At 72.6% G+C, this 17,229-nt stretch carries 14 protein-coding genes; 3 read left to right on the plus strand and 11 right to left on the minus strand.

What is annotated here, in order from left to right:
• Window positions 1–25 precede the first annotated feature (25 nt).
• The 5 genes from AB0G04_RS04620 to AB0G04_RS04640 are packed head-to-tail and all read right to left on the minus strand — an operon-like array spanning window position 26 to window position 6,330.
• On the minus strand, window positions 26–625 hold the full coding sequence (locus AB0G04_RS04620; RefSeq protein ID WP_360976363.1) for a lactate utilization protein C: 600 nt from the start codon (window positions 623–625) through the stop codon (window positions 26–28).
• Entirely contained in the window at window positions 622–2,190 is a 1,569-nt protein-coding gene (locus AB0G04_RS04625) for a LutB/LldF family L-lactate oxidation iron-sulfur protein (protein ID WP_360976366.1), read from the minus strand. The genes AB0G04_RS04620 and AB0G04_RS04625 overlap by 4 nt, the downstream gene beginning before the upstream one ends.
• The gene (locus AB0G04_RS04630; RefSeq protein ID WP_360976369.1) at window positions 2,187–2,921 is read right to left on the minus strand and encodes a (Fe-S)-binding protein; all 735 of its coding nucleotides are present in this window, start codon (window positions 2,919–2,921) and stop codon (window positions 2,187–2,189) included. Before AB0G04_RS04630 ends, AB0G04_RS04625 begins: the two co-directional genes overlap by 4 nt.
• A 2-nt stretch (window positions 2,922–2,923) precedes the next feature.
• Complete coding sequence (locus tag AB0G04_RS04635; protein ID WP_360976372.1) at window positions 2,924–4,303, minus strand: rhamnulokinase family protein; 1,380 nt, start codon at window positions 4,301–4,303, stop codon at window positions 2,924–2,926.
• Window positions 4,300–6,330, minus strand: coding sequence for a bifunctional aldolase/short-chain dehydrogenase (locus AB0G04_RS04640; protein WP_360976375.1), 2,031 nt, complete (start codon window positions 6,328–6,330; stop codon window positions 4,300–4,302). Before AB0G04_RS04640 ends, AB0G04_RS04635 begins: the two co-directional genes overlap by 4 nt.
• 165 nt (window positions 6,331–6,495) lie before the next feature.
• On the opposite strand from AB0G04_RS04640, the gene AB0G04_RS04645 reads away from it, so the two are divergent.
• Entirely contained in the window at window positions 6,496–7,068 is a 573-nt protein-coding gene (locus AB0G04_RS04645; RefSeq protein ID WP_360976378.1) for a GNAT family N-acetyltransferase, read from the plus strand.
• Between the two features lie 23 nt (window positions 7,069–7,091).
• Here AB0G04_RS04645 and AB0G04_RS04650 read toward each other — a convergent pair whose 3' ends face one another.
• The 3 genes from AB0G04_RS04650 to AB0G04_RS04660 all read right to left on the minus strand — a co-directional run bounded on the left by AB0G04_RS04650 (window position 7,092) and on the right by AB0G04_RS04660 (window position 11,932).
• Window positions 7,092–8,843: an ABC transporter ATP-binding protein gene (locus AB0G04_RS04650; protein ID WP_360976381.1), complete on the minus strand. Its 1,752-nt coding sequence runs from the start codon at window positions 8,841–8,843 to the stop codon at window positions 7,092–7,094.
• Complete coding sequence (locus tag AB0G04_RS04655) at window positions 8,840–10,441, minus strand: ABC transporter ATP-binding protein (protein WP_360977840.1); 1,602 nt, start codon at window positions 10,439–10,441, stop codon at window positions 8,840–8,842. Before AB0G04_RS04655 ends, AB0G04_RS04650 begins: the two co-directional genes overlap by 4 nt.
• Before the next feature lie 126 nt (window positions 10,442–10,567).
• Window positions 10,568–11,932, minus strand: coding sequence for an MFS transporter (locus AB0G04_RS04660; RefSeq protein WP_360976384.1), 1,365 nt, complete (start codon window positions 11,930–11,932; stop codon window positions 10,568–10,570).
• A gap of 86 nt (window positions 11,933–12,018) precedes the next feature.
• Here AB0G04_RS04660 and AB0G04_RS04665 point away from each other — a divergent pair, with 86 nt between their 5' ends.
• A complete protein-coding gene (locus AB0G04_RS04665; RefSeq protein ID WP_360976387.1) occupies window positions 12,019–12,978 on the plus strand; it encodes an Lrp/AsnC family transcriptional regulator in 960 nt (319 codons plus the stop codon).
• A 264-nt stretch (window positions 12,979–13,242) separates the two neighbouring features.
• Here AB0G04_RS04665 and prfH read toward each other — a convergent pair whose 3' ends face one another.
• Together prfH and AB0G04_RS04675 are read right to left on the minus strand one after the other, a co-directional pair.
• Window positions 13,243–13,836, minus strand: a complete 594-nt coding sequence (gene prfH, locus AB0G04_RS04670) for a peptide chain release factor H (RefSeq protein WP_360977844.1) — start codon at window positions 13,834–13,836, stop codon at window positions 13,243–13,245.
• A 450-nt stretch (window positions 13,837–14,286) separates the two neighbouring features.
• Window positions 14,287–15,435 carry an RNA ligase RtcB family protein gene (locus AB0G04_RS04675; RefSeq protein ID WP_360976390.1) on the minus strand — a complete coding sequence of 383 codons (1,149 nt, stop codon included), beginning with the start codon at window positions 15,433–15,435 and terminating at the stop codon, window positions 14,287–14,289.
• Between the two features lie 379 nt (window positions 15,436–15,814).
• Here AB0G04_RS04675 and AB0G04_RS04680 point away from each other — a divergent pair, with 379 nt between their 5' ends.
• Entirely contained in the window at window positions 15,815–16,687 is an 873-nt protein-coding gene (locus AB0G04_RS04680; RefSeq protein ID WP_360976393.1) for an alpha/beta hydrolase, read from the plus strand.
• Between the two features lie 74 nt (window positions 16,688–16,761).
• Here the strand turns inward: AB0G04_RS04680 and AB0G04_RS04685 are convergent, their stop codons facing one another.
• Window positions 16,762–17,193 carry a hypothetical protein gene (locus AB0G04_RS04685; protein ID WP_360976396.1) on the minus strand — a complete coding sequence of 144 codons (432 nt, stop codon included), beginning with the start codon at window positions 17,191–17,193 and terminating at the stop codon, window positions 16,762–16,764.
• Window positions 17,194–17,229 lie beyond the last annotated feature (36 nt).

Raw genomic sequence — 17,229 nt, forward strand, 5'->3', positions numbered from 1 at the left:
CCGGGGTGACACGCCACCCCCGGGCTCAGTCGGTGAGGATCAGGACGTGCAGGTGGCGCGGGCCGTGCACCCCCTCGACCCGGTTGAGCTCGATGTCGCTGGTGGCGGACGGCCCGCTGATCCAGGTCAGCGGCCGCCGCGCGTCGAGGCGGGCGATGGCGTCCGGGACCGAGGCGACCACCTGCTCCGGGCGCAGCACGCAGACGTGCACGTCCGGCAGCAGCGTAATGATCCGCCGGCCCTGGTCCGGGGAGGCGTCCAGCACGATGGTCCCGGTCTCGGCGACGGCGACGGCCGCGGCGGTGAGCACGGCGCCGGCCTCGGCGATGCGGTCGGGTGTCAGGTCCTCGTCGGCATAGGCACCCTCCGGGCGCCACTGCTCGGGCAGACCCGGCGGTACGAGCACCGCGCCGCCCTCCCCCGCCAGTCGCGCCGCGGTGGCCGCCACCTCTGCCGACGTCACTCGGTACACCTCGGCCTTGTAGTCCACGAGCCGGTCGACGAGCACCTCGAGGTCTGCCGTATTCGTCCCGGCGGGCCGGTACTCGCGAGGCACGTCGCCCACCACGGGCGCGTCGCGGAGCGCGGCCCGCACCCGTCCGAGGATCAGCTCACGGGAACTCACCGATCCTCCCCGAGCTGTACCGGCGAAGACGACCCGGCCGACCCCGGCGACCCGGGCGAAGGCGACACGGGCGGCGTGGGCGACCCGGGCGAAGGCGCCACGGGCGGCGTGGGCGGTGTGGGTGAAGGCGGCGGCGGGGTCCGGGCCGCCCACCAGTCACGGAACGTCTGTTTCGGGAACTCCGGCAGGTCGCGCCCGGCCGTCCAGCCGGACAACGGCGGGGGCAGCCCCCGGCCGCGGCGCCCGGCGATGCGGGCGAACTTGGCGGCGCGCTGCGCGGACGCGTACAGCCGGGGCCGGTCCATGGTGTAGGCGGCGGCCGCCATGGCGGCTCTCTCGGCCGGCGGGTGCGGCACCTTGTTGCGGAGGTGCACCAGCAGCGACGGAATGTCGATCTTCACGGGGCAGGCGTCGAAACAGGCTCCGCAGAGCGACGACGCGTACGGCAGCGACGCGTTGTCGGCGATGCCGGTGAGCTGCGGCGACAGGACCGCGCCGATCGGGCCGGGATAGACCGAGCCGTACGAGTGCCCGCCGGTCCGTTCGTACACGGGGCACACGTTGAGGCAGGCCGAGCAGCGGATGCAGTGCAGCGCCTGCCGCCCGGTGGGGTCGGCGAGGACGGCACTGCGCCCGTTGTCGAGCAGCACGAGGTGGAAGTTCTGCGGCCCGTCGCCGGGTGTCACGCCGGTCCACATGGTGGTGTACGGGTTCATCCGTTCCCCGGTCGACGACCGCGGCAGCAGCTGCAGGAACACTTCGAGGTCGGCCCAGGTGGGCAGCACCTTCTCGATGCCCATCACGGTGATCAGGGTGTCCGGCAGGGTGAGGCACATCCGCCCGTTGCCCTCGGACTCGACGACACCGAGCGTCCCGCTGTCGGCGATCGCGAAGTTCGCACCGCTGACGGCGACCTTCGTGGACAGGAACGTCTCGCGCAGGTAGCGCCGGGCCGCCGCGGCGAGCACCGGCGGGTCGTCGGTCAGCGCCGGGTCGACGCCCGGCATGGCCCGCAGGAAGATCTCCCGGATCTCGGAGCGGTTCCGGTGGATGGCCGGTACCAGGATGTGGCTCGGTTTGTCGTCGCCGAGCTGCACGATCAGTTCGGCCAGGTCGGTCTCGACGGGCGTGATGCCTGCCGCTTCGAGGGCCTCGTTGAGCCCGATCTCCTGGGTGGCCATCGACTTGACCTTGATGACCCGCTCGGAGCCGGTCCGCCGGACCAGGTCGGTGACGATGGCGTTGGCCTCGTTGGCGTCGGCCGCCCAGTGCACGACGCCGCCCGCGGCCGTGACGTTCTCCTCGAGCTGTTCAAGGAGCGAGGGGAGGCGGGCCATCGCGTCGGCCTTGATCGCCGAGCCGGCGTCGCGCAGTTGCTGCCAGTCCGGCAGTTCCGCGATGACGCGGCCGGACTTGCCGCGGATCGTGGTGGTGGCGTGCCGCAGGTTGCGCCGCAGCTGCGCGTTGCCGAGTGCCTCCCGCGCGGCTGCCGGGAACGACTGGTCACCGCGCAGGTGACCGACGCCGCGCGGGGCGGTGACGGGCATCCCCAGGAAGGTGTTCATGACGACTCCGTAGCGGCCAGGATCTCGGCGAGGTGGACGGTCCGCACACCGCTGCGCAGCCGGGACAGTCCGCCTCCGATGTGCATGAGGCAGGAGCTGTCACCGGCGGTGCAGACGTCGGCCCCGGTGGCGACGATGCTGGTCATCTTGTCGGCGAGCATCGCCGTGGACGTGTCCGCGTTCTTGATGGCGAACGTGCCGCCGAAGCCGCAGCACTGCTCGGCGGCCGGCAGTTCGACCAGGTCCAGGCCGCGTACCCGGCGCAGCAGCCGCAGCGGTTTGTCACCGACCCGCGTCATCCGCAGGCTGTGGCAGGTCGGGTGGTAGGTGACCCGGTGCGGGTAGTACGCCCCCACGTCCTCGACCTGGAGCACGTCGACGAGCAGTTCGGACAGTTCGTAGGTGCGGGCCGCGACCGATTCGCTGCGGGCCGCCAGCCCCTTGTCGCCGTACGCGGCGGCGACCATGGCGTGCTGATGCCGGATGGAGCCGGCGCACGATCCGCTCGGCACGACGGTCACGTCGTACGGGTCGAAGGTGGACGCGTACCGCCGGACGAGCGGAAGCGACTCCTTCTGGTATCCGGTGTTGATGTGCATCTGCCCGCAGCAGGTCTGGCCGGACGGGAACACCACCTCGTGCCCGAGCCGTTCGAGCAGCCGCACCGTGGCCTTGGCCGCCTCCGGGAAGAGGGTGTCGGCCAGGCAGGTGGCGAAGAGCGCGATCCGCACGGTCACCTCCCCACTCGTGCGGCCGCGACGTCCCAGTCTGTTCCGGGGCCGGAAGGCGAGTAGCGCACGATCCGTTGAGTCTTGCGCACCAGCGCCCGCATCGCATCCAGTCCGCCTTCGACCACACCGGCGGCCCGCGCCTGTACGAGCAGGTTGCCGATGGCGGTGGCCTCGACCGGCCCGGCGAGCACCGGCAGCCCGCAGGCGTCCGCGGTCAACTGGCAGAGCAGCTCGTTCCGCGCTCCCCCGCCAACCAGGTGCACCACGCCGACGTCACGACCGGCGAGCTCCCGGGCCTGGCGTACCGCGCGGCGCTGAGCGAGCGCCAGGCTGTCCAGGATGCAGCGCACGACGACGGCGCGATCGGCGGAGTCCGGCAGTCCGGCCGCCTTGCGCAGCCGCCCCTCCATGTCGCCGGGCGGCAGGAACACCGGGTCGTCGAGGTCGGCCACGTACGCGAGCGCCGGCACCCCGGCGGCCGCGGCGAGCAACGAGGGCAGGTCCGGCGAGCCCCATTCGCGCAGGCACTCCTGCAGCGGCCACAGGCCCATGACGTTGCGCAGGTAGCGGATCGTCCCGTCGACGCCGCCCTCGTTGGTGAAGTTCGCCGCCCGCGACTCCTCGCTGAGCACCGGTTCGTCCAGCTCCAGGCCGACGAGTGACCAGGTGCCGCACGAGATGTACGCGAAGTCCGGGCCGTCCGCCGGAACGGCGACGACCGCGCTGGCGGTGTCGTGCGACCCGACCGCGACGACCGGCGTGCCTTCGAAGAATCCGATCCGCTCGCCCGGATGCCGTACCGGCGGCAGCAACTTCTCCCGCAACCCCAGTTCGGAGATCAACGACGAGGACCATTCGCGGGTACGGACGTCGAGCAGCCCGGTGGTCGACGCGTTGGTGTACTCGGCGCCGATCTCCCCGGTCAGCCAGTACGCCAGCAGGTCCGGGATCATCAGGAGCCGCTCGGCGGCCGCGTACTGTGGCGTCGGTTCGGCCGCGAGCAGCTGGTAGACGGTGTTGAACGGCAGTCTCTGCAGCCCGCAGATCTGGTACAGGTCCCGGACCCGCCCGGCGATGCCGTCGGTGCGCGAGTCGCGGTAGTGCACCGGGTTGCCGAGCAGCGCCCCACTGGCGTCGAGCAGCCCGTAGTCGACCGCCCACGAGTCGATGCCGATGCTGCGTACCGGCCCGGCCTTGCAGAGGCCTTCGACGACGCCCCGGTAGAGGGCGAGGATGTCCCAGTGCAGTGTCCCGCCGACGCGCACCGGCTCGTTAGGGAACCGGTGCACCACGTCGAGGCCGAGCGTCCCGCCGCCGAACCGGCCGACGACGACACGTCCGCTGGACGCCCCGAGATCTACAGCGGCGAAGGAGTCGTTCATCGCAGGAACGCCGCCGCGACACCCGCGTCCACCGGAACGTGCAGCCCGGTGGTGTGGGTGAGGTCGCCGCCGGTGACGGCGAAGACCGCGTTGGCGATGTGCTCGGGCAGCACCTCCCGCTTGAGCAGGGTGCGCTGCGCGTAGAACTCGCCCAGCTTCTCCTCCGGCACGCCGTACACGGCCGCCCGGTCGGCGCCCCAGCCGCCGGCGAAGATGCCGGAGCCGCGTACGACTCCGTCCGGGTTGATGCCGTTGACCCGGATGCCGTGCGGGCCGAGCTCGGCCGCCAGCAGCCGCACCTGGTGGGCCTGGTCGGCCTTGGCCGCGCCGTAGGCGACGTTGTTGGGTCCCGCGAAGATCGAGTTCTTGCTGGAGATGTAGATGATGTCGCCGCCCATGCCCTGGGCGATCAGCACCCGGGCGGTCTCCCGCGACACCAGGAACGAGCCCTTGGCCATCACGTCGTGCTGCAGGTCCCAGTCGCGGGCCGTGGTGTCCAGCAGCGATTTCGACAGCGACAGGCCGGCGTTGTTGACGACGAGGTCGACCCCGCCGAACGCGAGCACCGCCTCCCGGACGGCGGAGGCGACCGCGTCCTCGTCGGTGACGTCGAGCGATACGGACACCGCGACGTCCGGGCCACCGATCTCGGCGGCCACGTTCGCGGCGGCCTCGGTGTCGCGATCGCTGACCACGACGCAGGCGCCCTCGGCGGCCAGGCGCAGCGCGATCGCCCGGCCGATGCCCGAGCCGGCTCCGGTGACCAGCGCGATCCGGGTCGCGAGAGCCTTCGGCTTCGGCATCCGCTGGAGTTTGGCCTCCTCGAGCGCCCAGTACTCGATGCGGAACTTCTCGGCCTCGTCGATCGGCGCGTACCGGGAGATCGCCTCGGCGCCGCGCATCACGTTGATCGCGTTGACGTAGAACTCGCCGGCCACCCGCGCGGTCTGCTTGTTGGCGCCGAACGAGAACATGCCCACGCCCGGGACCAGCACGATCGCCGGGTCGGCGCCGCGGATGGCCGGGCTGTCGGGGGTCGCGTGCCGCTCGTAGTAGCCGCGGTAGTCGGCCCGGTACGCCTCGTGCAGCTCCTTCAGGCGGGCGGTCACCTCGTCCAGCGGAGCGTCCGGGGCGGTGTCCAGGACCAGCGGCTTCACCTTGGTCCGCAGGAAGTGGTCCGGGCAGGAGGTGCCGAGTGCGGCCAGTTCACCGAGACGCTCGGCGGCCACGAAGTCCAGGACCACATCGGAGTCGTCGAAGTGCCCCACCTGCGGGCGGTCCGTGGAGGCGAGGCCCCGGATCACCGGGAAGAGTGCGGCGGCACGCGCACGCCGTACCTCAGCGGGAAGGGTCTGATGCACCGTCGCACCGAAAGGTGCGCTGCGGCCGTGCTCCGCGATGTACGCCGCGGCGGTGTCGATGATCTCCCGCGAGTTCGCCTCGCACTCGTCGCTTGTCGCGCCCCACGCGGTGATGCCGTGGCCGCCGAGGATGACGCCGATCGCCTGTGGGTTCGCCCGGTGCACGGCCGCGATGTCCAGGCCCAGCTGGAAACCGGGGCGCCGCCAGTCCACCCACAGCACCCGGTCGCCGAAGATCTCCTTGGTCAGCGCCGGTCCGTCGGCGGCCGTGGCGATCGCGATGCCGGCGTCCGGGTGCAGGTGGTCGACGTGCGGCGCGCCGACCAGTCCGTGCATGGCGGTGTCGATGCTCGGCGCTGCGCCGCCCCGCCCGTGCAGGCAGTAGTCGAAGGCGGCCACCATCTCGTCCTCACGGTCCAGCCCCGGGTAGACGCCGGGCAGTGCCCGCAGCCGGTCCAGCCGCAGCACGGCCAGGCCCTTGCCGGTCAGCGTGCCGAGGTCCCCGCCGGAGCCCTTCACCCACACCAGGTCGACCGCGTCACCGGTGACCGGGTCGGTGTCGGTGCCCTTGGCCGAGGTGTTGCCGCCGGCGTAGTTGGTGGTCCGCGGGTCCGCGCCGAGGCGGTTGGAGCGGGCGATGAGCTCGGAGACTACGGGGTTGGTCATGGGGTTCCGCTTCTCTTCGGCGTCGTGTCTCGTACGGGGTCGTGAAACGTTTCAGAGTTACCGGTAGATTACGCACGCCCGCTCACCCCGGTCAAGGCCGGAGTCCGCGCTCGCCCGGCGGAAAATTTGAAGGCCGTACGCGCGGCCCGGCTCTACGATCCGGCAGTGCGCATCGACATCCGGGAGAAGACCGCCACCGACGCGGACGCCTGTCTGGCCCTGCTGATGCGGGTGCACAGCAACGACCGCTACCCGCTGCACCTGCGGCCCGACGAGGTGCCCGGCTTCTACCGCTCCGCCGCGAAGGGCGGCTACGAGGCGGCCGCCTGGGTGGCCGAGCGGGACGGCGAGATCGTCGGCCACGTGGCGTTGCACTGCCCGCCGGAGGACCCGACCCTGACGGCGGCGGCCGAAGCGACCGGCCTGCCGGCGGACCGCCTGGTGCTGCTGTCCCGGCTGTTCGTGGCACCCACGCTCCGCCGCTCCGGACTGGGCCGCGCCCTGGTCCGGCACGCCACCGCGCAGGCGCCGGCGCTGGGCCGGCGGGCGGTCCTCGACGTGGGCCGGACGCTGGACTCCGCGGTCGCCCTCTACGAGTCCGAGGGCTGGTCGCGCGTCGGCGAACTGCACCTGCCACTGAACTACCTCGACCCGCCGGCCGTCCTGGACCTATGGGTCTACGTCAGCCCGGCGTCCCCGGTCCAGGGCACGGGCGAAGCACCCGGAGCCGGGGACTGATCGCGTCGGCGATCGGGTCGGCGTCAAGCGGTGGCGGGCATGCTCTCACCGCCGTGCCAGGAGCGCCACAGCGCCGCGTACGGGCCGTTGGCGGCGACCAGTTCGTCGTGGGTGCCGAGTTCGATGATGCGGCCGCCGTCCATGACGGCGACCCGGTCAGCGTCGTGTGCGGTCTGCAGGCGGTGGGCGATCGCGATGACCGTACGCGAGTGCAGCACCGCGGCCAGCGCCCGCTCGGCGGTGCGGGCGGCGGTCGGGTCGAGCAGCGCGGTCGCCTCGTCGAGGATCACGGTGTGCGGGTCGGCAAGCACCACCCGGGCCAGGGCCAGCTGCTGGGACTGCGCGCCGTCGAGCGGGTGGTCACCCAGGTCACGGTCGAGGGGGTCCTCGTCGGGCGAACGTGGCTCGGCCCAGTCGGCGCCGACCGTGCGCAGGGCGGCCCGCCGCTGCTCGTCGGAGGCGGCGACCATCAGGTTGTCGCGCAGAGTCTCCCGGAAGACGTGGTGTTCCTGGGTGACCAGGACGACGTGGCGGCGCAGCTCGTCGGGTGGCAGGTCGGCGATCGGGGTGCCGCCGACGGTGACGCTGCCCGCGGTGGGCCGGTCCACGCCGGCGATCAGCCGGCCGAGGGTGGACTTGCCGGCGCCGGAGAGGCCGACGACGGCGAGCCGTTCGCCGGGACGGACGGTCAGGTCGACGTCGTGCAGCACGTCGGGACCCCCGTCGTACGCGTAGCGCACCGCGCGTACCTCGATCCGCTCGTTGTCCGGAACCCGATCGGAGTAGGGCGGGGGGGCCGGCACCGTGGCGATGCCCTCGACACGGGCGAACGACGCGCCGCCGGCCTGCAGCTGGTCGAGGAAGATCAGGATGGTGTCGATCGGGCTGACGAGCTGCCGTAGATACAGAACGGCGGCCGCGACGGTGCCGACGCTGACGCGGCCGTCGATGTGCATCAGTCCGCCGAGGACCAGGACGAGAACGGCCGGGATGGCGTACGAGGTCTCGGCCACCGGGAAGAACACACTGCGCAGCCGGAGGGTGAGCAGCCGGGTGCGCCGGGTCTCGGCGAGGGCGGAGTCACCGGCGGAGATCCGGCGGTCGTGCAGCCGGAACGCCTCGACGGTGCGGGCGCCGTCGGTGGTGGCGGCGAGTTCGTCGGCGAGGCGGGAGTTGGCGGCGCCTTCGGTGAGGTACGCGTCGCGGGCGCGGCGCAGGTACCACCGGGTGACGAACCAGATGCCGGAGAAGCCGATGACGCCGACGACGCCGAGCAGCGGGTCGAGGATCACCACGGCGACGATCAGGAACACCATCTGCACGATGCCGATGAAGATCGGTGGCATGAAGTCGCGCAGTGCGGTGGCGACGCCGTCGACGTCGGTGCTGCCGCGGGCGGCGAGGTCACCGGCGGGGACCCGTTCCACGACGGAGGCCGGCAGCCCGAGCACCCGGCGCAGGAAGGTCTGCCGGATCCGGGCGGCGGTGCGTTCACCGAAACGGTAGGCGGCCACCAGCGCGTACCGCGACAGCAGGGTCTGTGCCACGGCGCAGAGCAGGACGGCGAGGGCGAGCCGGTCGATGTCGGTGACGCCTCCGCCCGCGGCGACGGTGTCGATGATCCGTCCGAGCAGCCACGGGCCGCCGAGCCCGGCGAGTGCGGCCAGCGAGCTGAGGGTGAGCAGGGTGGCGACGGCACGGGAGTCGGCGGCGATCAGCTTGCGGGCGGCGCGGAGGACCTCGCGGGGGCCGGCGACGGGAAGCAGGGTCGTCACGATTGCTCGTCTCCGAACGCGCGGGCCACGAGGGCGCGGTAACCGGGAACGGAGGCGAGCAGTTCCCGGTGGGTACCGGTGGCGGCAACCCGGCCGCCGACCAGGTAGTGGACGGTGTCGGCGCGGTCCAGCAGCACCGGTGAGGTGGTGGCCAGGACGGTGCCGCGGCCGGCGCGGGCGGCGCTGAGCCGGTCGGCGATGGCGGCCTCGGTGTGCGCGTCGACGGCCGAGGTCGGTTCGGCGGCGAGCAGCATCTCCGGGTCGGCGTAGACGGCGCGGGCCAGCCGGACCCGCTGCCGCTGGCCACCGGACAGGTTGCGCCCGCCCCAGTCGACGTGTCTGGTGAGGTCGGTACCCACGTCGTGGGCGACGGCGGTGTCCAATGCCCGGCGGACACGGTCGTCGTCGGGGTCGTCCGGTCCGGCGACGATTTCGCGCAGCGAGCCGGCGAACAGGTCGGCGTCGTGGCCGGCGACCAGGATGCGGGAGCGGATCTCGGCCCGGGCGATCCCGGCGAGCGGGCGTCCGCCCCACGTGGCCTCGCCGGTCTGGTAGCGGCCGAGACGGTCGAGGACCTCGGCGGCGTCGGCGGGCCGGTCGCCGGCGAGGGCGGTGAACCGGCCGGGTTCGGCCCGCACCCCGGATTCCGGGTCGTGCAGGACCGCGGGGCCGTCCGGGCCGGGTGAGCCCGACGGGTCGTCCTCGGGCAGCCGCAGGAAGTCGGTGATCCGCCGGGCGGCGACGAACCCACGGGTCAGGTCGAAGCTCACGAAGATCAGCACATTGACCGGGATGACGAGCATGGCGGTGTACCCGTACACCGCCACGAGCTCGCCGGCGGTGAGGTCGCCGGTGACCGCGATCCGCGCGGCGATCCAGATCACGACGGCGAGGAACACCACCGGCAGGCCGTCGCCGAGCGCGCCGATCCAGCTGGACGGTCCGCCGACCCGGTAGCCCTGGTCCCGCAGTTTCGCCGACTCGCGTTCGTACCGGGTCAGGTGGGTCTCCTTGCCACCGAGCCCGTTGAGCACCCGCAGACCGGTGATCACGTCGACGAGCCGGCCGTTGAGTTCACCCTGGTGGCTCCGGTAATGTCCGGCGGCCCGCTGGGTGCGCCGCAGCAGCGGCGCGATGATCAGGGCCAGCACCGGCACGCCGATCAGGACGACCGCGGCGAGCAGGCCGGAGGTCCGCTGGAGCAGGTACGCGACCACGCTGACCGCGACGATCGAGGCGATGCCGACGCCGCCCGCGTTCATGGCCCGGCCGACCGTCCACACGTCGGAGATGCCGATGGTGACGACCTCACCCGCGGTTACCCGCCGGGGCAGGGCCGCGCCGAGCCGGGTGGCGTGACCCATCACCAGGTCGGCGGTTCTCAGCGCGGCCGCCAGGCGCAGCCTGGTCATGCTGCGGTGCCGCATGATGCCGAGCCACGCGCTGGTGACGCCGACGGCCAGCACGACGCCGGCCCAGATGAACAGCACGTTCGCATGACGCGGGGTGAGGCCGCGGTCGATGGCCTGGGAGATCAGGTACGGCGTGACGGCCAGACTGACGAACCAGAGCGTCCCGAACAGCGCCCCGAGCGCCACCCGGCCTTTGACCTGTAACGCCAGCCACCACAGGAACCGACCTGGTCCACGCGCGTCCACCCCGCTTGCCTCAGCCACGCTCGTAACCACCACGCCGCCATGCTGCCCCACCGACGCCGGGGCATGTCACCCCATTTTCACCCGCTGCTCAGCCCGCCGCCGACGCGTAGCAACCACGGTCACGGCCGCCACCAGGGCGAATACCGCCGCAAGAGTGACCGCGCCGGAGAGCCCGTCCGCATAGGCGTCCCGCTCGGCGACGACTGTGCCGAAGATCGCAACACCGAACGCGAACCCGAGCTGGCGGAACGTGTTCAACGCCCCGCCGGCCATGCCGCTGCGCTCCGGCGGTACCTCGGCCAGCACCGCCGACGACAGCACCGGAAGCACCACCCCGGCGCCGAGCCCGACCAGGACGAGTCCCGGGACGAGTACGGTGGCCCCGCTTCCCGCGCCGACCGCGGACTGGGCCACATCACCCGCCGTGATCAGCAGCAGCCCGCCGCCGATCGCGAGCCACGGGCGGACCCGCTGCAGGTGCCGCCCCGCGAACGCGCCGACCAGCAGCGCGGCCCCGCTCAGCGGCAGGGCGCCGAGCAGCCCGGCGTCGACCGGCCCGTATCCGAGAACCCCCTGCAGCCACATGGTCGTGTACGGCAGGTAGGCGAATGCGGCCGCCTGGCACAGGAACGCCGCGACGATCATGCCGCTGAACGCCGGGCGCCGGAACAGCGCCAGATCGAGCATCGGGGCCGCGGACCGGCGTTCCACGAGGATGAACGACGCGAACCCGGCCAGTCCGAGAGCGAGCGTGCCGAGCACGACGGGCGACGCCCAGCCGTCATCGGCCGCCCGGATCAGTCCGTAGACGGCCGCGGTGGCGCCGAGGGTGAAGGTGACGGTGCCGGGCACGTCGAAACGGGACGAGGACGGCGACCGGGACTCGGCCACGGCACGCAGCGTGAACCACACCGCGATCACGCAGACCGGCAGGTTGACCAGGAAGATCCAGCGCCAGCCGAAGTGCTCGGTGAGCAGCCCGCCGACGAGTGGCCCGGCGGCGGTCGCGGCACCGTTGACGGCACCCCACACCCCGAAGGCGACGCCGCGGTCCCGGCCCCGGTAGGTGACGTTCAGGATGGCCACGGTGGTCGCGAACATCGCGGCGCCGCCGACGCCCTGCAGGACGCGGGCCGCGATCAGGGCCGGCACGTCCGGCGCCAGGGCGCAGAGCAGCGACGACACCCCGAAGATCAGGAGCCCGGTGAGGTACGTGACGCGCCGTCCGTACCGGTCGGCGAGCGCCCCGGCGCCGAGCAGCAGGGCGGCCAGCGCGAGCGCGTAGCCGTCGAGCACCCAGGCGAGATCGTCCGGGCCGGTGGCACGCAGGCTGGTGGCGATGCGAGGCAGCGCGACGACCACGATGGTGACGTCGACGAGCAGGAGGAAGGTGCCGAGACAGACGGCGACCAGCGGTGTCCACTTGTGCATGGGCCGCACCCTGCCGCCCGTACGGCATGGTCCACCACGCTTTCGGCACCGGACTGCGAATCTCGACATTCGCGTACGGTCGCCTGGTGGAAATCGACATGCTGGATCGGCAGATCGTGCACGCGATGCGGATCGACGGCCGGGCCGGTTACCGGGAGATCGGTGCGGTGCTCGGCGTCTCCGACCAGACCGTGGCACGCCGCTACCGGCGGTTGCGCGCGGAGGCCGGTGTACGGGTGATCGGCCTGCCCAACCCGATCCGGCTCGGGTACGAGTCGTGGATGCTGCGCCTGCACACCGCTCCCGACATGGCCGCCACGCTGGCCGAATCGCTGGCCCGCCGGCCCGACACGGCCTGGGTGAGCCTGTTCTCCGGCGGCACCGAGATCTCCGCTCTGGTCCGGATGGCCGCGCACGCCGACCGGGAGTCGCTGCTGCTGCGCAAGCTGCCGCGTACGCCCCGGCTGGTGTCGGTGAGCGCGCACTGCGTGATCCACCACTTCGTCGGCGGCGCGGTCGGGCCGGACCGCCGCGACGACGCCCTCACCGCCGAGCAGAAGGCCGCCCTGACCCCGGAGGTGGCGCCCGGCGCGACGACGGTGCGCCTGTCCGGGGGTGACGCCGCGCTGCTGGAGGTCCTGTCCCGGGACGGCCGCGCCGGGTATGCCGAGCTGGCGGCGGCGACCGGCTGGCCGGAGTCGACGGTCCGCCGCCGGATGCGCGAGCTGCGCCGCACGGGGGCCGTGTACTACGACGTCGAGGTAAGGCCGCAGACCTTCGGTTTCCTGGCCCCGGTGCTGCTCTGGGTGACGGTCGCGCCGGCCCGGCTGGCCGCTGTCGGCACGGCGCTCGCCGGGCACGACGAAGTGGTGTTCGCGGCGGCCACCACCGGCGCGACCAATCTCGTGGCAACCGTGATCTGCCACGACATGGCCGAGTTCTACCGTTATCTGACGGAGCGGATCAGCGGCCTGGACGGCGTCGACCGGGTCGAGTCGGCACCGCTGCTGCGGCACGTCAAACAACTCGGCACCGTCGGGTTGTGAACACCTCGTTACCTTCCGGCGTGGAGAGCAACCGTTCCGGCCCGGGTGGCGTCCTAGTCATGAGGGCCGAACACCCGGCGGCATGGATCACGGTTCGTGATCCCCCCTCCTCGTCGCCGGGGCTCTTGTTCGCGGGCGGCGGCACCGATTCGGGCCGCCGCCCGGCCCCGGCACCGCACCGGATCAGGCCAGCCCCCCACTCGAGGCCGGCCCCGATCACGGCCGGTCCGGGTCAGGGCCGATCCAGTCAGGGCCCGGTCCGGGTCACGGCCGTTCGACGCGCGCCGGGTTGCCGCGTACCAGCTCGTCGTGGATCCGCCAGCGAGCCGTCTCGGCCGCCCGCTCGACGGCCGCGTCACCCGCTTCGAGGCGTTCCCGCAGCAGGCGCATCGCGATACCCCGGTTGAGGGTGAACTGCCGCTCGGTGTCGACCACCACCACGGTCCCGCTCGGCCGGTGGGTCGCTCGGACCGCGGTACTGGCCTTGTTGCGGTGCTGCCCGCCGGGGCCGCCGGTGCGGGTCGGCACGATCTCCACATCGGCCTCGTCGAAGACGGTCCGCTGAACACCGGTCTCGCAGGGCCGGGCCGTCACGTACCAGTTCTTGCGCCCGTGCCCGGTCCGGTACGGGCTGGGCGCCTGCCAGCACAGCGTCCCGCTCCACGACGCGGCGAACTCGGCCGCGCCGTCCCCGCCGATCTCCAGCAGCACCGACCGGAACGTACCGGGCCGCTCCCCCGCCACGGTCTCGCGCCGGCGGACCGGAACCATGCGCTTCGCGGCATCGGCCTCCAGCCGGGAGACCAGGCGGGCCAGGGCCCATGCGCATTCCTGCGGCCCGCGTCCGGCCGACAACATCAGCTGTACGGTCGTCGCGTCCCCTTCGGTGCCGGCGGGATCGCCGGCCGCACCCCGGTTCCCGGCCGTCACGCCCACCCGCGGAACGGCGCGATCGCCGGCCGCACCCCGGTTCCCGGCCATCATGCCCACCTGCGGAACGGCGCGATCCGAGCGGTGCCCGGGGGACGTGACCCGGCGCTGCGGCAGCCCTTGCCGACGGCGTCCGTGCCGATGCGGGGCGGCGGCCCGCCGAAGCCGGGACTGCGCCGGAACCCGGTCCACGGCGCCGGGTGGGCCGCCCGGTTCCACCAGCCGATCATCGCTGCTCACCTCCGTGTCGTTCCTGCCCGCGTCGTTCCGCTCCGCGCCGGGGCGGGCGGGTGAGGAGCACCGGCCGCCGCGGACGGTCGCCGAACCGCGGCCGCAGCCGGGACACGCACCGGCTCGTCAGTGGCTGCCCGGACGCGTTCACCGGCGGCCTCCCGGACGTGTCCCGAGTTCGGCGGTCTTGTAGGTGACCAGCGGCAGGGTGCTCACGATCGGAGTGGCGAGCCCGTGCGTGACGAGGTCGCCGATCACCTGCTCGATCCGTTTGTAGGCGGTCGGCGCCTCCTCGAAGAGCAGCTGCCGGTCGCCGCAGACGACGAGGGAGCCGACGGCCGTACGCCGGAGCTCCTCCACCCGGTGTTTGGCCTTGCCGCGCCGCAGGGCGTCGGCCCGGGACATCTTGCGCCCGGCACCGTGGGCGACGGAGTGCCCCGCTTCCGGGCCGGCGTGCCCGGCCACCAGGAACGAGTGGGTGCCGCGGGTGCCGGCGATGAGCACGTCCTGCCCGTCGCCGGGTGCGGCTCCCTTGCGGTGCAGGTAGAGCCCGTCGGCGTGCTCGCCGTGCCGGTCCAGCCCGGAGCGGACCTCGACCGAGTTGTGGCAGACGTCGGTGACCGGCTCGCCCAGTTCGGCGCCGAGTGCGTCGGCGACCCGGCCGGCCATCAGACGCCGGTTGAGGTGCCCCCAGCGGACCGCCTCGTCGTGGGCGGTGAGGTAGGCAGCGGGGTCGGCGGCCGGTCCGGCGCCGTGCTGCTCGGTGTGCGCGCGCAGGATCCGCTGGCCGAGGCCGCGGGAGCCGCTGTGCACGATGAGGACCGTGTCGCCGGCGGCCAGTCCGAGCCGGGCCGCGTGCCCGGCGTGCCGGACCTCGTCGACCCGGGCCAGCTCGACGAAGTGGTTACCGCGGCCGAGGGTGCCGAGCTGCTCGGCGTACCCGCCGGGGATGTCGATGCCGTCGAGGACGGCCGGGCCGACGGGCTCGTCGAGGTCGGGGAAGCGGCCGGCCAGCCGCTCCGGGACGACGCGCTTGAGCCGGAACGGGAACACCGCGATACCGCAGCCGATGTCGGACCCGACCAGCAGCGGATACAGCACCGACGAGAGCATGGCGGCGCCGATCGGGGCGCCTTTGCCGGGGTGCAGGTCGGGCATCCCGGCGACGTGGATCATGCCGTCCAGGGCGGCGACCTGGTGGCACTGGTCGACGGCGTCCGACTCGATCCAGCTGTCGGGCGCGGCGAGGACGCGGACCGTGGCCCGCGAGGTGGAGACAGAGTGCTGCTGAGACAAGAGGGTGTCTTCTTTCCCATGACGAGGAGGCGCGGCCGGGATTCCCGGGGGCGCCGAGGGCTGAGTGCACGAGAACGGCACGGGGCGTGCCGGCGGCGGAGATGCCGCATCGAGTGCGCTGGCGGAAGGTCCTCAGTACGTCGTCATGGCGACCACCCTCGTGGACGCCTCCCCCGTGCCGCAACCGATTTACCGGAGGGGGACGGGCCTACGTCGGGACATGATGACGTATCTATCGGTCGACATATCTATGACCTGATGTAACACCGCGTTCACATATCACCGCGGCAGGTACGCCCTGGGATTACCAGCCGGTAACAAAACGACGCACCGTATTCACATCCGTCAATTCGGAGCCCCACATCCCAGGGAGTTCCCCATGCCCGTTCCCACCCGTCGCCGGTTCTCCGTCCTCACCGCCCTGTGCGCCGCCGCCGTCCTGGCCGCGCCCAGCGCACCCGCCTCCGCCGCCAACCCGTACGAGCGGGGTCCCGCACCCACCAACGCGAGCATCGAGGCCTCCCGCGGCCCGTTCGCCATCGCCCAGGTCACGGTGGCCCGGTCGAGCGTGTCCACCTTCGGTGGCGGCACCATCTACTACCCGACCGACACCAGCGCGGGCACGTTCGGCGCCGTCGCCATCTCCCCCGGGTTCACCGCCTCGCAGTCGAGCATCGCGTGGCTCGGGCCGCGCCTGGCCTCACAGGGCTTCGTGGTGATCACCATCGACACCCGCAGCACCCTGGACCAGCCGGACAGCCGTGGCACGCAGCTGCTCGGAGCCCTCGACTACCTGACGAGGACCAGCTCGGTGCGCAGCCGCATCGACGCGACCCGGCTCGGCGTGATGGGCCACTCGATGGGTGGTGGCGGCAGCCTGGCCGCGGCCCGTACCCGCCCGGCACTGCAGGCGGCCGTCCCGCTGACCCCGTGGCACGGCACCAAGAGCTGGTCCACGGTCCGCGTCCCCACGATGATCATCGGCGCGGAGAACGACACGGTCGCCCCGGTCTCGTCGCACTCGGAGCCGTTCTACACGAGCCTGACCGTCGCGCCGGACAAGGCGTACCTGGAACTGAACAACGCCAGCCACTCGGCACCGACCTCGGGCGGCAACGTCACGGTCGCCAAGTACAGCCTGTCCTGGATCAAGCGGTTCATCGACAACGACACCCGCTACGACCAGTTCCTCTGCCCGGCACCGTCCGGTTCCGCCATCCAGGAGTACCGCGCCACCTGCCCGCACGCCTGATCCCCGGCAATCCCGGCCCGCGACGCACAGCGTTGCGGGCCGGACCTGCGCGAGGTACGGCCGGCGCGTTCGGGCTAGTCGGCGAGCCAGTGGTGCAGCCGGCCGCCGTACGGGGTGAACGCGAGCGCGAACAGCCCCACCCACACCACGATCAGCAGCAACGACCCGCCGATCCCCCGCCGGTCCCGTGCCTGGAACGCCACCACCAGCGACGACAGTCCGAGGAGTACACCGATGGTGGTGACCGGGACGACGAGCATGGCGGTGAGCCTGGCGATCGCCAGGACGAACGCGAACGGGTTCCAGATCGAGTCCCACCCGGCCGTCATCGAAACCTTCGGATCGTCGAGCCGCTCGAGGCGCGGGTCGAGCAGGGCGCCCCAGTCGCCGCTGCGGATCACCGCCAGCAGCAGCACCCCGAAACCGCCGAGCAGGTACATGCCGACCAGCGCCCACTGTGCCGCATACCGCAGACGGCCGCCGCCGGCACGCCGAGTCCCGATCATAGGCGGCAACCTATCCCATCGCGCCCGGCCCGGCGG

It is taken from the genome of Actinoplanes sp. NPDC023801 (assembly GCF_040639655.1).
Taxonomy (GTDB): domain Bacteria; phylum Actinomycetota; class Actinomycetes; order Mycobacteriales; family Micromonosporaceae; genus Actinoplanes.